Source organism: Chloroflexota bacterium (assembly GCA_040902225.1).
Lineage (GTDB): Bacteria > Chloroflexota > Limnocylindria > QHBO01 > QHBO01 > CF-167.
The window spans coordinates 378,162-395,589 of record JBBDXT010000004.1 but is presented as its reverse complement, the minus strand read 5'-3'; the positions used below and the strand labels follow the sequence as shown (position 1 = coordinate 395,589).

The window sequence follows — 17,428 nt, the reverse complement described above, 5'->3', positions numbered from 1 at the left end:
CTCAGTCCCGGGCGATCCTCGCGGCCTCGGCGGCGGTGGCGCGGGCCTCCGCAGCAGCCGCGGCCAGGATACCGAGCGCCTCTCCACCATCCGCCGAGCCGTAGACGGCTGCCTCTGCGCGACCCCACTCACCGAGGATCAGGCGGATCAATCGGTCCACCTCGGTGGGCGTGTGGCCGATCATGACCAGCGTCTTCTCGACCTGGATGGTGTGCTCGCGGAAGTGCGAGGACCATCGGCCAATCCGGAAGCCGATGTCCAGGGCGAAGCCCATCCAGCGCGTCCCGTGGGCAAGTCGCTCGGGAGGCAGGCCGGCCAGCCGTTCGGTCGATTGGTCGAGCACCTCGTCGAGCCGGGCGCGGACCTCGGCCGGGGTGCCCGCCCCCTCTTCTTCGTCACTCGGCAGCGCGTCGTAGATCGCCGTGGGCCGTGCGGTTGGCACATTCGAGTCGGCCGGGAGCGCCTGCCCCTGCCACCAGGCGGTGACGGCAGCGTAGCTTCGCTGGCCACCGATGACGTGGCCGAGCGTCTGGCGCACGGTCCACTGCTCGTCACCGGGGTCGGCGTCCCAGGCGGCATCCGGCAGCTGGACCAGGATCCCCTGCAGGTCCCAACGCGCGGCAGTGGCCGGGGCGATCAGGTCGGCGGCTCTGCCCCGCTCGACACCTGCCTCGTGGAGAGCCGCCTCGGCATCGACGCCTGCTCGCTCGAAGTCCTCGAAGATTCGGTAGAAGCCGTACCGGATCTCGTTCTCGCCGTCGCCCTTCCAGGCCCAGAACGTCTCCAGGTCGGCATCGGTGAGGGAAGCAAGCTCGCGGACCGCGGCCATGAGGTCGCTGCGCGCGGCGAGGAGGGCCTCGGGAATGGGGCGAGGCTGGATGTCGGCGGTGTACTGGACGAGCGGATCAGCGGCGGTAGTCGAGGTCATGGCGCAAGCCTAGCGCGCGATGACCTCGTGTGGGTCCCTGCGCAGGATCAGCGAGGGGCGTTGACGTTCACCTGCTGCGGCTGGGTCTCCTCGGTGGTCTCGGCAGTGGTCTCGTCGACCGTGACGGTCTCCCCGTCGTTGTCCGTGTTGACGTTCAGGTTGATGTTGTCGACGTGCTCCTTCGGGGGATCCTCGTGCTCGTAGCTGGTGGTCGTCGTGACCTTCTCTTCTTCGATGTGCGTCACGTCGGGTACCTCGTTTCGGCCCATCCATGGCTGGTAGGGCTTGGGTCACTGTGGGAGACCGGCCGTGTCGTTGGGGTCACGCGGGCGCAGCTCGACCTTCCATTCGCGTATCACCCGGACGCGACTGTCTCGCTAATTGGGGCTAATCGGAGGCTCACCACCTCAATGGGCTCCTCCCGACCCTTCAGCTCGAGCGTTTGTCGCGGCAGCGAGGGATCCAGACCGGCCTTCTCGGCCGCCTCCACCGAAACGAGGATCTCACCCGCCTGCGCCAGGGAGGCGAGGCGAGCGGTGACGTTCACCGGATCGCCCACGCCGGTCAGCTCCACGTGACCACCCTCCCCCACAGCGCCAAACCAGACGCGGCCGGTATGCACGCCGGCTCCGATCGGAACCCAGGGACCCGCCGGGTCCGCGTGGCCGGTCGCGCGGAGCAACTCCTGGGCTGTCTCGACGGCGCGCTCGGTGTGCCGCTCTGCGCTGAGCATGGAGGGAAACGCGGCCACCAGCTCGTCACCGACGAACTTGTCCACCATGCCGTCATGGGCGAAGACCAGACCCGATGCGGTCGAGTAGAAGCGGTCGAGCACCGTCCGAAACTCGGTTGGCGTCATCTTTTCGGCGAGGGCTGTGGAACCCCGGATATCGGCGAACAGCATGGAGGCTTCGACCTCGGCACCACCGTGATACTTGATCAGCATCTTCTCGCACGAGTTGCAATAGTTCGGGTTGCCCGACGACTGTCGCTTGCCGAAGAGCCGGAACGCCACTCCCCCAGCACCCGCAAACGGCGCCGCGCACAGGTAGCACCGGGGGTTGGTGGGGATTCGGCTGAAGAAGCGCCGCCCGGCCGCCATGCCCGAGTTCGGGCGAGAGAGGTATTCGCTCCAGAATTGCTCGTTCCGTTCCTTGGCGGGCATGGCTCCATTGTGAGCCGCCCGTCCATACCTGCACGAACCGCCCCGCGGTCACCCTCAGTTCCTGGAATCGGCGTCCAGCTTGCGACGACATCGGTCCCGGGAGGTCAAGCGGGAGAGTCAGTAGCTCAGGACCTTGATCCCCTGCCGCTCGAAGTCGGGGCGGTTGCGGGTGACCACGGTCGCGCCCAGCTCGGCGGCCACGCTGGCGATCAGTGAGTCGCCAAGGCCGAGCTTGCCCCCCGCCCGATGCCTGGTCAGCCGCGAGTCGGCGGCCCAACGCGCGGCATCCGGGGATGTCGCGACATATTCGAGAGCGTCGAGCAGTGTGCGGAGTTGCCGCAGGTGGCTCGCATCGCCTTGTGACAACGTCTCGCAGGTGATCACGTCGCAGGTGTACAGCTCATGCGGCTCGGAATGCAGGCGCTCGAGCAGCTGGTTGGCAGGCTCGTCCCGGTTGGCGTGATCCATAAGCAGGGTGGAATCGAGCAGGAACCGCATCCTCAGTCAGTCTCTTCGGAACGAAGTCCGTCGACCCAGGTGGTCACCTCATCGCGCGTCATCTGGTACGGCGTTCCGACGAGGATCCCCGCCGTCTCGCGGATCGCCCTGCCGAGCTTGTCGCGCTTGACGCGTTGGGCGACCGCTTCTGCCACGTATCGACTTCGTCCGCGTGGGCCGGCCAACTGGTCGACCTCTGCCATCAGATTCTTGGGGAGGGTCAGGTTCGTGCGTGCCAGCGCCATCGGGCCATCTCCTGAAAGTGTGCGAATGTATGCGCATAGCATAGCACATCGGAGATTCGACCGCCTCGACCACGGCCGCCCGCGACCGCGCGGCGCCCGGCCCTGCTGTCATGTCCGCTCGTGCAGCACCGCTGCACGAGTGCACGACCATGCTCTGACACGGCGCGACAAAGGTCTGGCGCCCGCAAGCGTTTCCGTGAGCTGGACGCCTCAGGTCGCATTGCGAATCCGCGCGCCAGCCGATACTGCCGGCATGGCTCAGCCGAACGAACTTGGCGCACCCGTGGCAGCGACCACCGACAACCAGGCGGGCCTCCTGTTTGCCCTGGCCGTCGCAGCATCGGCTGCGCTGCTGCTCTTCCTTCCGGTCGTGCTGTTTGGCTACAGCGCACACGTCCTTGCGGCCGTGATCCGGGGCACGCCCCTGGCGTGGCAGTCGAGCGTCGCCATGACGTACACCTTCGTCGGGATCCCGACGCTGCTGTCGCTGGCGCTTCTCTTCGTCCCGTATCGGCTCTACCGCGCGGCCGCACCATCGTTCCCGCGGGTGCGCAGCAGGTCGAGGTCGAGGTCACATCGACGGAAGTGCGCCTGACGCCGGCCACGGTCGGCACCGATGTCCCCACCCATCGGGATTTCGACCTCCGCGGATGCACCGATGCGCAACGTGCCGAGGACCGCGGTCAGCTGGGCTACTGCGGAAACGTGTTCAAGGTGACCCTGGCCGCCGCAGAAGCACCCGGCGCTGGGCGGGAAACCAGCGCCGGGTGGGAGAAATGGGGGTTAGCGCGCTCTAGTAGCGAGGAGTGTCCTTGGGCAGATCGTCCTCGTCCTTGAGGTCGTCCTCGGTCTTGTCGCCAGCACCGGCTCCCGCGCCTGCGCCAACAGCCCCACCGACGACGGCTCCGGGAGGTCCGGCGATGGCGCCACCGATGACGGCTCCACCGATCGCCCCCGCGGCGCCACCGGCGCCTGCACCGGCCTCGTCGTCGCCCTCGGTCGCCTCACCGGCGACCGCGCCGCCGGCTGCCCCGATGGCGCCACCGACCAAGGCTCCGGGCGGTCCTGCGACCGCGGCGCCCGCGAGCCCACCGGCAACCGCGCCAGCGGCCGCGCCCTTGGCCTCGTTGGCATCCTCGTTGTTCTCGGCCTTCTTGTTGCCGTACTCGTCCAAGTCATCATCCGCGTCGACGCGGGTGGTCTTGGTCTCGTCGTACTGAGTCATCTGATGCTCCTTCTGTGGCCCCTCTGGTGGGTCATCACGGTTCGTGGGCCTGCGTCACTTTCGGGCGGCGACAATCTCGTCAGGGTCATGGTCCGGGCGCCGGACCTTCCATCGGCGTATCAGGCGGAGCGCTTCGCCAACTTCATCCCGGTCACCGCGATGGCGGGAAGGAACGCCAGCAGGGTCAGAAGCCTCGGGGCGCCAAGGACGAAGAGCGCGGCACCGATTCCGAGCGAGGCCCTGATCAGCGTCTTCTGCTGCGACTTCGGCATCGTCTCGACGGTCCGATATGCATCGAGTGCGCTGCCCCGCACCGCTTCTGCGGCATCGGGCAGGGTCTCGGCGATGGTGGCCGACACTGCGCCGACCTGGCCGGCCAGGTCCCGCGCGGACGACACGAGTCCGCCGGCCCGCGTTGCCGCGGCCTTTCGCGTCCTGGCCACCTTGGCCTTGGTTGTCTTGGGGGTATCGCTGGTCATCGAGGTTCTCCTTCATCGGCCCATGCGGGCCTGACGGGGCTGCTCGCTTCGACCACGATGGGGAGTTGGAGGCCGCCGGCGGGTCACAGCAGGGGCGCGATGCCTTGCACCCGCGTTGCGACCGGTAGCATGCTGGGTGGTGTGAGGGCTCGCCTGGGCAGACTGGTTCATCGGTTCATATCGATCGCGGATGAAGCGACCGATGACGACGACCTCCGCCTGCGCAAGCGAATGGGCGTTGTCGCAGGGTACATCCTGGTCGTCGCTGCGCTCCAGCTGCCCGTGCTTTCCCAGGGGCTCGCATTGGCCTGGGTCATGGCGCTGACGGTGCCGGCGTTCAATGCGGTCAACCTTGCCGTGCTGGCTCGTACGCGACGCTTCGAACGCTACGCGATGGTGCTGATCCTGCACGTCACGTTGCTCCCCGCGTTCGTCGAAGTGGCGCTCGGCGGATTGGGGGGAGCCAGCGCCAGCATCGTGTTCGCCTTCCTTGGGCCGGTGTTCGCGATCCTCGCCCTGGGCCCGCGGCGCGCAACGGCATGGTTCATCTTCTTCCTCGTGGTCGTCGTTGGTGTCGTCCTGATCGACCCGCTCTTCAGCAGCACGATCGAGCCACACCCGTACCCGCAGCGGCTGGTCTTCTACGTTGCGAACCTCGGGATTCCGCTTGGCATCGCCTTCGTTCTCCTGCGCTATACGGATCTCCGTCGCCGCGCGGCCGAGGCCCGCTCGGAGGAGCTGCTGACCAATGCCATCCCGATCTCGATCGCCGCGCGGCTCAAGCACGGTGATGAGCCAATCGCGGATACCTACCCGAACACGACGGTCCTGTTTGCGGACCTGGCCGGCTTCACGCCCTGGGCGCAGCACACCGATCCCGCCGAGGTCGTCCGCTTCCTGGACGATCTGTTCAGCCGATTCGACGCCCTGGCTGCGACCTGCGGCGTCGAGAAGATCAAGACGATCGGCGACTCGTACATGGCCGTGGCAGGTGCCCCAGAGCCACGCTCGGATCACGCCGAAGCCGCCGTGGCGCTTGCACGCGGCATGCTGAGCGTCCTGGATGATGTGCGTCGCGGGACCGACCTGGCGTTGGACCTGCGCATCGGTCTGGCCAGCGGGCCAGTGGTGGGCGGGGTCATCGGCCAGAAGCGAATCCTGTTCGACCTGTGGGGCGACACCGTGAACCTCGCCTCGCGCATGGAATCGTCCGGGATACCGGGGCGAATCCAGCTCGCACCGTCGACCTGGGAACTGCTGCGCGAGTCTCCCGCCTACGCGTTCGAGACGCGGGAGCCGATCGATATCAAGGGGCTGGGCAGGATGACGACCTATCTGCTCCACTAGCACGGGCGCGGTTGCGATCGAGATCGCCGGCTCGCAAAGACCCGTTTCGCGTCACCCCTCTTCGTGCAGCCATGCAGCACGGCTGCACGACGGGCCACGACAGCAGAGCGGCCGCGCGCCGCAAGCCCTGTTCCGGTCGTTCCCCGTAGAGTGTCCCCATGTCGATCCGCTCGCGGTCCGCTCAGGCCCTGATCGCGGTCGCGTCCTTGGCTGCCTGTTCAAACCCGCCAAGCCCGAGCACCGCTCCGTCGCCATCGGCAGCCGCATCGGCCTCACAGCCTTCACCCTCCGCCTCCGTCGCAGCGGGCCTGCCCGACGTCCCGGAGGACGCCCTCTACCACCCGAGCTTCGACGCCATCGCGGCGAGCAAACCGGGCGAGGTCCTTGGCGTCGTCGAGCTCGCGTCGCCGCCTGCGACCCGAGCCTGGTTCGTGGTCTACGGCTCGACCGGACTGCAGGGGGAGCCGGTCGCAGTCACCGGGATCGTCCTTGCTCCGGAAGCAGCGCCCGGCGAGAGCGGCTACCCCATCGTGGCCTGGGCCCACGGGACGACCGGCATCGCCGATGAGTGCGCCCCGTCGAAACGTGGGCTCAGCGAGATCCCGGCCGAGGTCCACGATCTCGTCACCCAGGGCTACGTGGTGACGGCCACCGACTACGAGGGTCTCGGCACCGGTGGGATTCACCCGTACCTCATCGGCATCTCGGAAGGACGCTCAGTCCTCGATTCGATCCGGGCGGTCCAGGCCCTGCGGGCTGCCAACGCGGGCGCGGAGGCGGTCGTCATCGGTCATTCTCAGGGAGGACATGCCGCCCTTTGGGCTGCCGAGCTGGCGCCGAGCTACGCATCCGGACTGACGCTCCTGGGTGCATTGGCCGCCTCCCCGCCCACGGATCTCGTGGCATGGGACACCTGGGCCTTCCATGAGGCCGCTGTGGGAGCACTCGACACGGTGGCCGCCCCTTTGCTGCTGTTCGGGGTCTGGAACGCCATCTACGACGCCCCGCTCAACTTCCTGACCGATTCCGGGCGCCAATCGGCCCTGGCCGGGCGTGACGCTTGCTTCCCGCCGCCGGTCGTCACCACCCCGTACCTGCGTGACCCGGCCGAGATTCCCGAATGGAACAACCTGCTCACACGGAATTCACCGGGGTTGGCTCTGACCGGTGTCCCCATACGCGTCGTCGCACCCAGGGCCGATGAGGCCGTCCAGTTCGATGCCCAGGTGGCCGGGGTAACGACGATGTGCGCGATCGGCGACACCGTGGAGCTGCAATCGGTGGAGGGCGATCACTTCAGCAGCGTCGAGGGGCCAACCGCGTGGCCGAACATCACGACGTGGATCTCGGACCGGTTCGCCGATGTCGAGCCTGTCACCACCTGCGCCCCATGATTCGAGGAGCGCACCGGCGTGGAAGTGAAGGGGGGGTGTGATGACCACCTACCTGCTGACGGACGTCCGCGTTCCCGCCCGGTGGGACTAACCGCGAACTTCGAGCCGATCAGGGGCTGGCGGACGGGCCTGTTTCGCGCCCATTCCCACCCAGCGGGAATCGCCGGCAATTCGGAGGCCGGCAGGTGCGACGCGGCGGGTCTCATTGTCGGATAGTCCCGCTCAGCGGGAATGGTCCTGTTAGGCCCTGCTCCTAGCATGGGCTCGTGACGGACCGCGCCCTGCTCCTCATCGTCAACCCGGTCTCCGGCGGCAAGCCCGGCTCCACCGTGCCGCTCTCCAACGATCCAGCAAAGCTCGAGCCGGAGGCGGTCGCCGAGGGGCTCCGCTCGCGCGGGCTGCGCGTCCGACGCCACGTGCTGAGCGAAAACGACGATCCCGCCGAGGTCGCTCGCGACACGCAACCGGGCGAGGACGTCGTGGTCGCGGGAGGCGACGGCACCGTCGGCCCGGTGGCGGAGACCCTGACTGGCACCGATCGGGCGCTGGGGATCCTGGCGATGGGCTCGTGGAACAACATCGCACGCGCCCTCGGCATCCCGATGGAGCTCGAGGCGGCGCTCGACGTGATCGGTCGGGGCCAGGTGTCCAAAGTGGATGCCGGTTTGGCCTGGCGCACCGGCGCCGAGGAAGATCCTCCCGGAGATGCCCGCTTGTTCTTCGAGGCGGCCGGCGTGGGCCTGGATGCCGCCGGCTTCGGGGCGATTGAGCTGGGCGGTCGCGCAGGCTGGCGATTCGCCGCCCGCGCCATGTGGCGCGCGCTCCGCCGGCGCCGGACGAGGATGCTGATCGAGCTCGACGGCGAGGTGCTGCAGAGGCGGGCCCCGGCGGTCACGGTCTGCATCGGTCCATACCATGGAATGGGTTTCGCCTTAGTGCCCGATGCCGATCCCGCCGATGGCCTCTTCGACATCGCGGTCTTCAGTCGCATGAGCGAGCTGGACGTCGTGCGCCACTTCCTCGCCGTGGCACGCGGCCGCGAACGCCACGAGCCGCGCATCGAGCTGCTCCGCGGGAAGCGGATCACCGTCCGTGGTGCGCAGCGCGTCCTGCCCGCTCACGCGGACGGCGGATCCATCGGCGCCACACCGGTCACCTTCCAGATCCAGCCGGGGAGCCTCAGGGTCTTCCGCTAGCGCGACCGATAGCTGTCGCGGCCAGCGCCGAGGATGCCGGCATGAGCGTCATCTACCGGCAGTTCATCAATCGCGACCTCCCGCAAGTCGAGCGCGGCTGCACCTCGAAGGCGGTCTTCGTCAGTCGAAGCGAGGCCCGCTCCTACGCCCGGCGCAACCGCCGCAACGATGGCTCGCTGCACCCCTACCACTGCCGCACGTGCGATTGGTGGCACCTCGGCCACCGGCGCTAGGAGCTCAGTCAGCCTTCCACGACGTGTAGACCGGCGGCCAGTCGTCGGCGCTGCCCCGCTCCCCGAAGACCGCGTGCTCGACGCCGAACTCGAACAGGCGATACCCATCGTCGGCCTCGAACGGCCAGGCGGCGGCCGCGGCCGTGCGGAGTGCGCGGTCGTGAACCTCGTGGGCATGGCCGCGGACCTGGAACTCGTGCGGCACCGCCCGGTCCTGGTGGGCATGGAGCGCGTAGCGCCCATCGCCGCGCGGCTGGCCGAACGATCAAGCCGGGTCTTCAAGATGCGGCCTGAAGTCAGAGACCCACTCCGATTCGAACGAGTCGTCGTCGTCCAGCCACGAGATGCTGACCATCGGTGCGCCGCCTGGCAGGTCTTCCGGATCGTCCGCTCCGTCAGGGTGAATTGGGTCGTATGGATCGATCACGGAGCCAGCATCGGTCCTGAACGACAAGCCAATCTCAAGGCGACCTCAAGCCGAAAGTAACGGCGGGAGGGGGAAGCCTGTCCTGCTGTCGCCGCTCCCCAGACCGGCCCATGCTCCGGCTCCCTATTGGGCCTCATTCGGAGCGATCGCAATGAAACGCAATTCATTCGTCATCACGCTTGCGCTGCTGACGCTGCTCGCGACCGCTTCGGCCGTCCAGGCAGCGCCCCCGTCCTCGCCATTCACCGGCACCTGGCTCGGCCAGGACACGCTGCCACCTGCGGGCGACGGCAGCATGCAGCACCTGGTCGTCAAGGGTGGCAGCAGCGCCCGTATCGACTACCAGGATGAATTCGGCCAGGTCTGCTGGGATGCAGGGTCAACCGATTTCTGGTTCTCGAGCACGCTGAGGGGGACCGTCAGCGGCAACACCATGACCGGCGTATTCAAGTCGGCGAGGTGCGGACACCTGTCCCTCACCTTCATGAAGGGACAGAGCATGGTGTGGACCTTTGATCCACATGGGGCAGGCGCGGCTGACGACACGCTGTTCGACGGCGTGGTCACCTGGAGGCGCGTCTAGCCAGCGCCGGGCAGGCCTCCCGGCTCAATGACAGTCCGGCGACCTCTTCGGAGGCGTCGGACGTTCCGTTTTCATTTCGTCGCTCCGATCGATCTCGTCGCGCAGGGCAACCAGCACCTCGAGGTGCGCCAGATCCCGTGGGCGCGCAGCGGCCTGCTTCATTCGGATCAGGTCGTCGATGGCTGCAACACGTACCTTCACACCGTCAAGGTCGAGTTCGGTTGCGTTCAATGCAAGCTCATCAAATCCGGCGACACCGGCCGGCGTACCCAGGATGTCCAGGTCACCCGCATCGGTGACAAAGGTAAAGGCGTCCCCGGCCTCCAGGGTCCGAGCGTCGAGGCGGAACGGAAGATCCTCCGGGGCCCCGCGCAACGTGGCATGCAGCTCGATCAGGGCTGCTGACAGGGCTTCGAGATTCGCACGATCACGCGCGTAACAAAGGTCGACGTCCACGGTGAGGATCGTTGATCCACGGAGCTTGCCGGCGAAGCCGCCGATCAGGATGTATCGGACTCCGTGCTGATTCAGGGTAGTCAGGGCCCTGATCGGATCGAAGTCGCGCTCGACCATCAACCGCTCACCGGTCGGCCAAGGCGTGAAAACGCACGCGCCTCACGCACGGCCAGTCGGGCCCGCTCGCCGGGAGACATGCGCAGGCGGTCCCGGATCATGCCCCGATCCTCTTGCATCCCTCGCGCCGCTTCCAGCGTGAGACTCTGGCCAACGGCACGGAGCAGCTTTTCGAGGGTGTCGAGACGGGGCGTGATCTGGCCCGATTCGATGCGCCCGACCGTGGCCTGGGGAACGCCCGCGCGTACGGCCAGTTCGCGCTGGGTCAGGCCGGCGAGGCGCCGAGCGTATCGGAGCATGCGTCCTGCTTTCATGCGTCGAGTGTACCACCGTTGATAGCAGATATGCTATCAGGAGCGGAATGCGCAAGACTCCCCGCACGGGCTGAGCGTGGTTGGACAGACGGCGGCGATGGGAGGAAAATTCACCGTCCGGACGGGTGTTGAGGCGTGGTCCAAAAGGGGCCACCCGCCGACAAGTCCGGCTCCGTGAGAGCCCAGCGGGCCCGTTCGTCGCGGCTTCCCCGGTGTCCAGGCAGGGCAATGTTGTCGGGGTGCTGCAGGAGGTACGTTTCCCATGCAGGCATTCATCCTTGAAACCGCCAACCGACCGGGCGAGTTCGCCCGGCAGGCACAGGCCATCGCCACCCGCGACATCAACGTTGCGGCCATTGCCCTGGGCATTGGCACCCGCGGTGGCGCAGCCTTCCTGGCACATGACGAGTCAGGCGTGCGGAACGCTCTCAGCACGGCCGGCCTCACCTACCACGAGGTCCCGGTACTGACCGTTTGGCTTGAGGACAAGCCAGGCACCGCTGCCAAGACGGCCAAGAAGCTCGCCGATGCGGGTGTGAACATCGAGCTGTTCGCACCGGTCGAGTACACCGATGGCAAGGCGACCATCGCCATCGGCGTCGACAAGATCGACGAGGCGAAGCGCGTCCTCTCCGATCAGCTGACCAAGTGGGAAGTTCCGCAGCCCGTGCACGCGGGCATGACCCGGTAACTTTCCTTCCCTTTAGCTGACGCGCGCCGTGCCGACCTGCCAGGCACGGCGTCGTCATGTCCGGAATGGGCGTGGTGCCTAATCGGGTTGTCCGGTGTACGCCCAGCGAGCACAACGACCAACTTCGGTAGCGAAGCGCCCTCTTCTTGTCGCCGGTGTGCAGGGGGCGTTCAAGACAGCCAGCTTGAGGGTCCGAGGTGGCCGTAATGGATCCGTGCCTGGCCGTTACGCACACTGGGCGTAAATCCATGCCGGCGTTTGTCGGGTTCGGGGCTTCCGGCTCGTTGTCCTAGGTGACGGCAGCTTCAATTACGCTGCCAGAGCCGGAGGAAGGCCGTGTTGAGGGTACCGCTCGTGAACGAGGACCTGGGCCCGCCCGTCGAGATCGAGGCCGAGCGGCTGGAACCATCCGCTTTCGGTCTGCTCTACGAGCGGCACCGGCTGTCCGTGTACCGATACCTGCGCGCCCGGGCGCACAGCGACGCGGATGCCCTGGACCTCGCCGCCACGACCTTCGAGCGGGCGTTCGCCAACCTGGGCCGATTCCGCAGGCGCGACGGTGGAGTGCAGGCCTGGCTGCTGCGCATCGCGCGCAACGTCGCCATTGATGCGCATCGCCGTCACCGACCGACGGTCGACCTGGCCGGCGCCGATACCCAACTCCGCCGGACCGCTGTCGAGGCCGATCGCCTCGACCAGGAGCGCGTCGAGATGCTGGATCTCGTTGCCCGACTACCCGGTGATCACGGCGAGGCCCTGCTCCTGCGGTATGCCGGCGGTTTGACGGCACGGGAGATCGGCTTCGTCATCGGCAAGCGCGAAGGCGCAGTACAGAAGCAGATTGAGCGTGGCCTGGCCGCGCTGCGGGAGGCCTTTGATGACCACGCGTGAAGAGATCGAGACCCGGCTGCTGCGGGCAGTCGCCGTGGAGCCCCCGGAGGACGGCCTGCGCTGGCTGGACCAGCGGGTCGCCCAGATCGCAGCTCGCCCGGTGGCTCTGCCTCGCCGCGGCCTGTCCTCCCCGCGACTCATCCTCCATCCAGTGGCGCTGCTGGCGGCGTTCGTGCTGCTCACCGGCGCGGTGGTCGGGGCATTGGGCCTCCTCGATTGGATCATCGAGTCATCTGGCCAACCCGGTTGGCAGACCGCCTGGGACGAGGCAGAGCGCCTCGACCTCTCAGCGACCGATGCCGGAGTGACGATCAACGTCGAGCGTGCCTATGCGGACCTCAACCAGGTGCTGGTCGGATTCACGGTGGCCGGCCTGGAGGTGCCTACCACCGCCGTCGAGGATCCCCCTGCGCTCCAGTGGATGGTCGAAATCCAGGACCCGACGGGACGATCATCTGAGCAGTGGGCCACCAGCCAAGGCGGGATGGGGATGGATGAGACCGGCCTGTCCGCCGTCGTCCAGACCTGGGAGGGAGTCGTAGCTCCGTCGGCAGGGACCTGGGTGCTGACCTTTACTTCGGTCGGGTACCACGGCGGCGGGTTCGTCCCCGGACAGTGCACCGTTGGCGCGACCGAGCCGGAGTGCGTCAGCCCGCCTCCGACCGGCATGATTGACGGGACCTGGCAGTTCCGGTTCCAGCTGCCCGAGCCCATCGGCGCGATCGTGTCGACCGATGCCCAGGCGACCGTTGGACAGGGCACCCTCACGCTCACGGAGCTCCGCGTCAGCCCGACCATGATCAAGGCCACGATGGCCCTGCAGGTGGCCGGCGCGGCCATCCTCGATTGGGGTTGGGTTGGCGGTGGGTCAGTTCGACAGGACGGGACGGCTTACAGCTTCCACGCGGGCCGTCACGTCACCACCGACCCAGAGCAGCAAGGACCGATGGGCGACGTGAACGAGCTGATGACGGTGGCCGGCACCGATGCAGTGGCCGGAACGTGGGAGCTTGAATTCGCCGAGCTCAGCTACCGGATGAGCAACGGCGAGCGGGTCCAGCTCGACGGCCCGTGGACGCTGACGGTGACTGTTCCCTAGCTGTCGTCCGCGGTGCGCGTCACGGCCTCAGGGCCGTGGCGCGCCGCGCCATTCCCGGCCAGGGGGACTATCGAGCAAGCAGCCGCGAGATTGGATCGCTCCTTGGCTCTCATGCCCGCCCCGCGGAACGACGATCAAGGTGGCGCGGCAAAACGCGCCTGCCGGGCGGCTCGTTGGCGGTTAGTCCCGCTCAGCGGGAATCGGGCGGGATAGTGGTTGTCACGATGGGCGGAAACTCGCCGGGTAGGTCGGCCGCGGACACCTGGAAGAGCGCGTGGCCCCCGATTCCGCGCAGGTGGTGCTCACCCAGCTCGATGACCGTGATCTCGGCTGGCAGCTCCGCCGCGAGCGCGCTGTGCGAGACGAGGATCTGGCCGCCATGCGCCAGTGCACTGATCCGCGCCACGGTGTGCACCGCCACCCCGACGTAGCTGCCCTCCGAGAGTGTGGGACGACCGCCGTGGATCCCCATCCGCGCTCGGACCACCACGCCGGCAGGCCACGCGTGGTCGCGGAGGCTCCGCTGGATGCTGAGCGCGGCGTCGATCGCGGCCGAGGACTGGCGGAAGACCGCAAAGAACTCATCGGCCCGGGCGTCGACCTCCCAGCCGCCGGCGTGTTTGATGGCCGTCCGATAGATGCGTCGCGTGTCAGCCAGGAGGCGGGAGAATCGGTCCTCGAGCTTGAGGAGCAGCGCGGTGGATTCCTCGATATCGGTCATCAGGAAGGTCAGCGCGCCGGTCGGCAGCTCGCGCGGAGTGTGGGCGCGCAGCTGACCGGTGACGAAGCCGACCGGCACGATGCCGTAGCGCTTCGCGGCATTCAGCAGCCTGGTGCGGGCGCGATTGCGCGCCGCGTCGTCCTCGAAGACCACTTGATTGAATCGGGAGAGGGCGTTGCGAACGTGGCTCTCATCGTGGATCGGGAGTCGCCGACGACCCTGGGGATCAACGTAGGCGAAGGCGCTGTCGCGCAGCCCCTTTCGCCCTCCGGTACTCAGCTTCGGCATGCACGCTGATGGTATCGCCCCGGGGTAGAGTACGAAGGTGACCACCCATTCCCGAGACGAGGTCGCGGAGCGCGCGGGCATCACTCTCGACGAAGTCAGTCGGCAGGTGGAGCTGGGGATCCTCTCGCCCGGCGACGGCGACCGGTTTTCGGCCGGCGACGTGCGGCGCGCGGGCTTGATCCCGAGCCTCACTGGCTCGATTGGTGCAGCGCGCATCGGTCCCAGCATGGTGGTCGTCCGGTCAAGTGGCTGGGCGACGGCGTCATGGGGGTGGCCGGCGCGATGCAGCTGCATGCCGCCTCCAGGGCTGGCACCTGGCGGTGGCCTGGCAAGGACATGCGCTTACACCCAGCGTGCATAACAACTAACGAGGATCGCCGAGAAGGCCCTTCTTGGTCCTGGTGCACGCCTCATGTGCATAGCCGCCAATGGGGGCCTGCAGTTGCGGGCGCAGCACGTCCTTCTTCCCCTTTACGCACAGCGGGCGTAAGCGACTTCACCCGCGCTAGCATTCACGGCACGCACCGCAGGAGGCACGCATGGCGACGCTGCGCATCACCCGCCTGGGACACGGCGGGATCCTGTATCGCTCCCCAGGCGACAAGTGGCTGTGGGTGGACCGATGGAGCGGCGCGCCCACCTATGTCGCGCCTCCGGAGCCATGGCAGGTGGACGTCATCGCCCCGACCCACGGGCATTTCGACCATGTCGGCAACGACGCCGCCGACGTCGTTGAGTTGGCCGCGCGCGGCGGCACGGTGGTCTGCTCGCACGAGATGAGCATCTACCTCGCCAGCCGCGGAGTGGAGGCGGTGGGGATGAACAAGGGCGGCCGATTCGAGGCGGCAGGGATTGGGCTCACCATGGTCCATGCCGAGCACACCGGCGGTGTGACCGTCACAGGCCGCGAGGCCGAGGCGACCCGCGAGATGGGTTGTTGGGGCTGGCTGCTCGAGTTCGAGGACGGCACTCACGTCTACCACACCGGCGACACCGACCTGTTCGGCGACATGGCGCTGGTGAAGGACCGATGGGCCCCGACCATCACCGTCCTGCCGATCGGCGGGCACTACACCATGGGTCCGGCCGATGCCGGTCGAGCGGTGGCGCTGATCGGCGCCAAGGTGGTCATCCCGGTGCATTACGCCACCTTCCCGGCCCTGGCCGGCACCCCTGCCCAGCTCCAGGCGGCGACCGATGCGCAGGTGGTCGCCCTCGAGCCCGGGGAGACCTGGGAGGCGTAGCCATTCATGGGGCTTCGCAACCATGACCATCGGGTTGTCATTCCTGACCGATGTGCGCTCCTGATGACCAACGCGCAGGTCATTTCGGCGAGGCACCGTGCAGGCTGACCACGTGGCGAGTCACGATTGCCGGCCCTGCGGCTTAAATGACAATTGGGTTGTCACCGTCATCCCCAATCTTGAGGCCGCGGACCAATGACTGAGCCGCTGGCGGTCTACCTGGAGATCGGCCCCAAGCGGACCTTTGCCGGCGCGATCGAGTGGCCCGGCTGGTGTCGGGGTGCCCGCGGCGAGGAAGACGCGCTGGCGGCCCTCTTCGCCTACGCCCCACGGTATGCGCACGCGGTGATGTCAGGCGGCGTGCCGTTCACCGCGCCGGGCAGCGTCGCCGAATTCGAGGTGGTGGAGCAGGTCAAGGGTGGCTCCGGGACCGATTTCGGGGTGCCCAGCGAGGCCCCCAAGGCCGACAACCGGCCACTCAGTGCGTCGGAGCTCAAGCGGCAGTCGCTCCTGCTGCAGGCGAGCTGGGACGCGTTCGACGCGGCCTGGGCCAAGGCTGCGAAGGCCAAGGTCGAGCTGCGCAAGGGTCCGCGTGGCGGCGGGCGTGACCTGCCCAAGATGGAGGGCCATGTCCTCGAGGCGGAGGAGGCATACGTAGGGCAGCTGGGCAGCAGGCACCCTCGCATGCCCGATGCCACGCCGGCCGACCGCATGGCCGCCATCCGCGAGACCGGGCTCGCGGCACTTGCCGCACGGGCGCGCGGCACCCCGATCGCCGACCCGCGCGAGACGCAGCGACCCTGGTCGCCTCGCTATTTCGTCCGCCGCTCTGCCTGGCATGCGCTGGACCATGCCTGGGAGATCGAGGACCGCTCCTAGCGAGGCGCCTCGAGCAGGAACTCGGCCAGCAGGTAGCTGGCCAGGAAGCCACCGACCACCACGCACGCGGCCAGAACAACCAGGTTCAACGCGCGCGCCCGAAGCGCTAGCGTGACCCGCAGCTCGCCCTCGACCCGGTCGAGGCGGAGGCCGATCAATGGCAGAGCCGCAACCAGGAATGCGAGGAACGGGGCGACCAGCAGGAACAGGTCGACGATCCGCGGCGCCTGCGCCAGGCCGTCCATGAACGGCTGGAGCCAGGCCTGCATGCCGGGCAGCTCGAGCTGGTAGGCCAGGAAGGAGAGGGTCACGAAGATCGCCGTCGGCGTCGCAATCAGGGCCGCGACCAGCGCAGTCGCGGTCGGGTGGCGTTGGAAGGCATGGCTTGACATCGGGTGTCCTCCGGCAGCAACCATGCGAGGAGCGACCCGGTCAAGGAGGGCGCGCATGTGCAGGGTTGCGGCGCCGCGCAGCAGGTCGACGGTGGTGGTGGGAGAAGAAGGCAGCTCCTCGAGCAGGTCGGTCAGCTCGGCGCCGTAGCGCCGTCGCCAGGCCGACGGGTAGAGGCGCACGATCCGCTTCATCGGTTGCCCACCCGCGCCAGCCCGATGCTGACGGCTGCGTTCAGTCCGGTGAGCCGGCCGCGCAGGGCGGCGAGGCCGGCATCGGTCAGGCGGTAGGGACGCCGCCGACCTTCGAGGGGAAGGGCTTCGACGAGCCCGTCCTGCTCGAGCCTGGAGAGCGCGCCGTACAACGTCCCCGGGCCGAGGCGCACGCCGGCGAAAGCGGCAACATCGAGGAGCATGGCGTGGCCGTGTTTAGGGCCCCCGGAGAGGCTGATCAGCAGGAGGAGGCCGGGATCGGAACTGGAAGATCGGTCTGGCAAGGATGCCTCGAGCTACGCGGCAGGTACTACGTCGCGCGTAGTATTCGGTGCCGGAGGCCAGATGTCAAGCTGCGGGGACTAGGCTGTCAGCATCCAATCCTCGAAGGTGATGTATGGCCGAC

The 17,428-nt window shown here is 67.8% G+C and carries 24 protein-coding genes; 11 read left to right on the top strand and 13 right to left on the bottom strand.

The features are described 5' to 3' along the window. Position 1: 1 nt before the first annotated feature. The 5 genes from WEB29_04210 to WEB29_04190 all read right to left on the bottom strand — a co-directional run bounded on the left by WEB29_04210 (position 2) and on the right by WEB29_04190 (position 2,836). Positions 2-928 carry a DinB family protein gene (locus WEB29_04210; protein MEX2136153.1) on the bottom strand — a complete coding sequence of 309 codons (927 nt, stop codon included), beginning with the start codon at positions 926-928 and terminating at the stop codon, positions 2-4. Positions 929-975: 47 nt separating this feature from the next. After that, positions 976-1,173, bottom strand: coding sequence for a hypothetical protein (locus WEB29_04205; GenBank protein ID MEX2136152.1), 198 nt, complete (start codon positions 1,171-1,173; stop codon positions 976-978). Between the two features lie 110 nt (positions 1,174-1,283). After that, entirely contained in the window at positions 1,284-2,093 is an 810-nt protein-coding gene (locus WEB29_04200; protein MEX2136151.1) for an adenylate/guanylate cyclase domain-containing protein, read from the bottom strand. 117 nt (positions 2,094-2,210) lie between these two features. Continuing rightward, complete coding sequence (locus tag WEB29_04195) at positions 2,211-2,591, bottom strand: type II toxin-antitoxin system VapC family toxin (GenBank protein ID MEX2136150.1); 381 nt, start codon at positions 2,589-2,591, stop codon at positions 2,211-2,213. A gap of 2 nt (positions 2,592-2,593) precedes the next feature. Next, positions 2,594-2,836: a hypothetical protein gene (locus WEB29_04190; GenBank protein ID MEX2136149.1), complete on the bottom strand. Its 243-nt coding sequence runs from the start codon at positions 2,834-2,836 to the stop codon at positions 2,594-2,596. Positions 2,837-3,089: 253 nt separating this feature from the next. Here WEB29_04190 and WEB29_04185 point away from each other — a divergent pair, with 253 nt between their 5' ends. Continuing rightward, a complete protein-coding gene (locus WEB29_04185) occupies positions 3,090-3,431 on the top strand; it encodes a hypothetical protein (protein ID MEX2136148.1) in 342 nt (113 codons plus the stop codon). 198 nt (positions 3,432-3,629) lie between these two features. Here the strand turns inward: WEB29_04185 and WEB29_04180 are convergent, their stop codons facing one another. Both WEB29_04180 and WEB29_04175 read right to left on the bottom strand, forming a co-directional pair. Beyond that, the gene (locus WEB29_04180; protein ID MEX2136147.1) at positions 3,630-4,061 is read right to left on the bottom strand and encodes a hypothetical protein; all 432 of its coding nucleotides are present in this window, start codon (positions 4,059-4,061) and stop codon (positions 3,630-3,632) included. A 119-nt stretch (positions 4,062-4,180) separates the two neighbouring features. Continuing rightward, positions 4,181-4,540, bottom strand: a complete 360-nt coding sequence (locus WEB29_04175; GenBank protein MEX2136146.1) for a hypothetical protein — start codon at positions 4,538-4,540, stop codon at positions 4,181-4,183. A 141-nt stretch (positions 4,541-4,681) separates the two neighbouring features. Between WEB29_04175 and WEB29_04170 the strand changes: the two genes are divergently transcribed. The 4 genes from WEB29_04170 (at position 4,682) to WEB29_04155 (ending at position 8,710) form a co-directional block, all read left to right on the top strand. Next, positions 4,682-5,887, top strand: a complete 1,206-nt coding sequence (locus tag WEB29_04170) for an adenylate/guanylate cyclase domain-containing protein (GenBank protein MEX2136145.1) — start codon at positions 4,682-4,684, stop codon at positions 5,885-5,887. Positions 5,888-6,045: 158 nt separating this feature from the next. Then, positions 6,046-7,281, top strand: a complete 1,236-nt coding sequence (locus WEB29_04165; protein ID MEX2136144.1) for an alpha/beta fold hydrolase — start codon at positions 6,046-6,048, stop codon at positions 7,279-7,281. 266 nt (positions 7,282-7,547) lie between these two features. Continuing rightward, positions 7,548-8,477, top strand: coding sequence for a diacylglycerol kinase family protein (locus WEB29_04160; protein MEX2136143.1), 930 nt, complete (start codon positions 7,548-7,550; stop codon positions 8,475-8,477). 41 nt (positions 8,478-8,518) lie between these two features. Beyond that, entirely contained in the window at positions 8,519-8,710 is a 192-nt protein-coding gene (locus WEB29_04155; GenBank protein ID MEX2136142.1) for a hypothetical protein, read from the top strand. A 4-nt stretch (positions 8,711-8,714) separates the two neighbouring features. On the opposite strand, the gene WEB29_04150 is transcribed toward WEB29_04155, so the two are convergent. Beyond that, positions 8,715-8,915, bottom strand: coding sequence for a hypothetical protein (locus tag WEB29_04150; protein ID MEX2136141.1), 201 nt, complete (start codon positions 8,913-8,915; stop codon positions 8,715-8,717). A gap of 373 nt (positions 8,916-9,288) precedes the next feature. Here WEB29_04150 and WEB29_04145 point away from each other — a divergent pair, with 373 nt between their 5' ends. Continuing rightward, positions 9,289-9,720 (top strand): hypothetical protein, encoded by a 432-nt coding sequence (locus WEB29_04145; protein MEX2136140.1) that lies wholly within the window; start codon positions 9,289-9,291, stop codon positions 9,718-9,720. 24 nt (positions 9,721-9,744) lie between these two features. On the opposite strand, the gene WEB29_04140 is transcribed toward WEB29_04145, so the two are convergent. Next, the gene (locus WEB29_04140) at positions 9,745-10,176 is read right to left on the bottom strand and encodes a hypothetical protein (GenBank protein ID MEX2136139.1); all 432 of its coding nucleotides are present in this window, start codon (positions 10,174-10,176) and stop codon (positions 9,745-9,747) included. Positions 10,177-10,292: 116 nt separating this feature from the next. After that, positions 10,293-10,607, bottom strand: a complete 315-nt coding sequence (locus WEB29_04135; GenBank protein MEX2136138.1) for a helix-turn-helix transcriptional regulator — start codon at positions 10,605-10,607, stop codon at positions 10,293-10,295. A gap of 262 nt (positions 10,608-10,869) precedes the next feature. Between WEB29_04135 and WEB29_04130 the strand changes: the two genes are divergently transcribed. From WEB29_04130 to WEB29_04120, 3 genes are all read left to right on the top strand, one after another. Further along, on the top strand, positions 10,870-11,298 hold the full coding sequence (locus tag WEB29_04130) for a hypothetical protein (GenBank protein MEX2136137.1): 429 nt from the start codon (positions 10,870-10,872) through the stop codon (positions 11,296-11,298). Between the two features lie 354 nt (positions 11,299-11,652). Continuing rightward, positions 11,653-12,189, top strand: a complete 537-nt coding sequence (locus tag WEB29_04125; GenBank protein ID MEX2136136.1) for an RNA polymerase sigma factor — start codon at positions 11,653-11,655, stop codon at positions 12,187-12,189. Continuing rightward, positions 12,176-13,288, top strand: coding sequence for a DUF4179 domain-containing protein (locus tag WEB29_04120; GenBank protein MEX2136135.1), 1,113 nt, complete (start codon positions 12,176-12,178; stop codon positions 13,286-13,288). The genes WEB29_04125 and WEB29_04120 overlap by 14 nt, the downstream gene beginning before the upstream one ends. Before the next feature lie 190 nt (positions 13,289-13,478). Here WEB29_04120 and WEB29_04115 read toward each other — a convergent pair whose 3' ends face one another. Further along, a complete protein-coding gene (locus tag WEB29_04115) occupies positions 13,479-14,297 on the bottom strand; it encodes an adenylate/guanylate cyclase domain-containing protein (protein MEX2136134.1) in 819 nt (272 codons plus the stop codon). A gap of 539 nt (positions 14,298-14,836) precedes the next feature. Between WEB29_04115 and WEB29_04110 the strand changes: the two genes are divergently transcribed. After that, positions 14,837-15,541, top strand: coding sequence for a metal-dependent hydrolase (locus WEB29_04110; protein MEX2136133.1), 705 nt, complete (start codon positions 14,837-14,839; stop codon positions 15,539-15,541). A gap of 195 nt (positions 15,542-15,736) precedes the next feature. Then, on the top strand, positions 15,737-16,420 hold the full coding sequence (locus tag WEB29_04105) for a hypothetical protein (protein MEX2136132.1): 684 nt from the start codon (positions 15,737-15,739) through the stop codon (positions 16,418-16,420). On the opposite strand, the gene WEB29_04100 is transcribed toward WEB29_04105, so the two are convergent. Beyond that, a complete protein-coding gene (locus WEB29_04100) occupies positions 16,417-17,004 on the bottom strand; it encodes a hypothetical protein (protein ID MEX2136131.1) in 588 nt (195 codons plus the stop codon). The genes WEB29_04105 and WEB29_04100 overlap by 4 nt on opposite strands. Then, on the bottom strand, positions 17,001-17,306 hold the full coding sequence (locus tag WEB29_04095) for a helix-turn-helix transcriptional regulator (protein MEX2136130.1): 306 nt from the start codon (positions 17,304-17,306) through the stop codon (positions 17,001-17,003). The genes WEB29_04100 and WEB29_04095 overlap by 4 nt, the downstream gene beginning before the upstream one ends. Positions 17,307-17,428 lie beyond the last annotated feature (122 nt).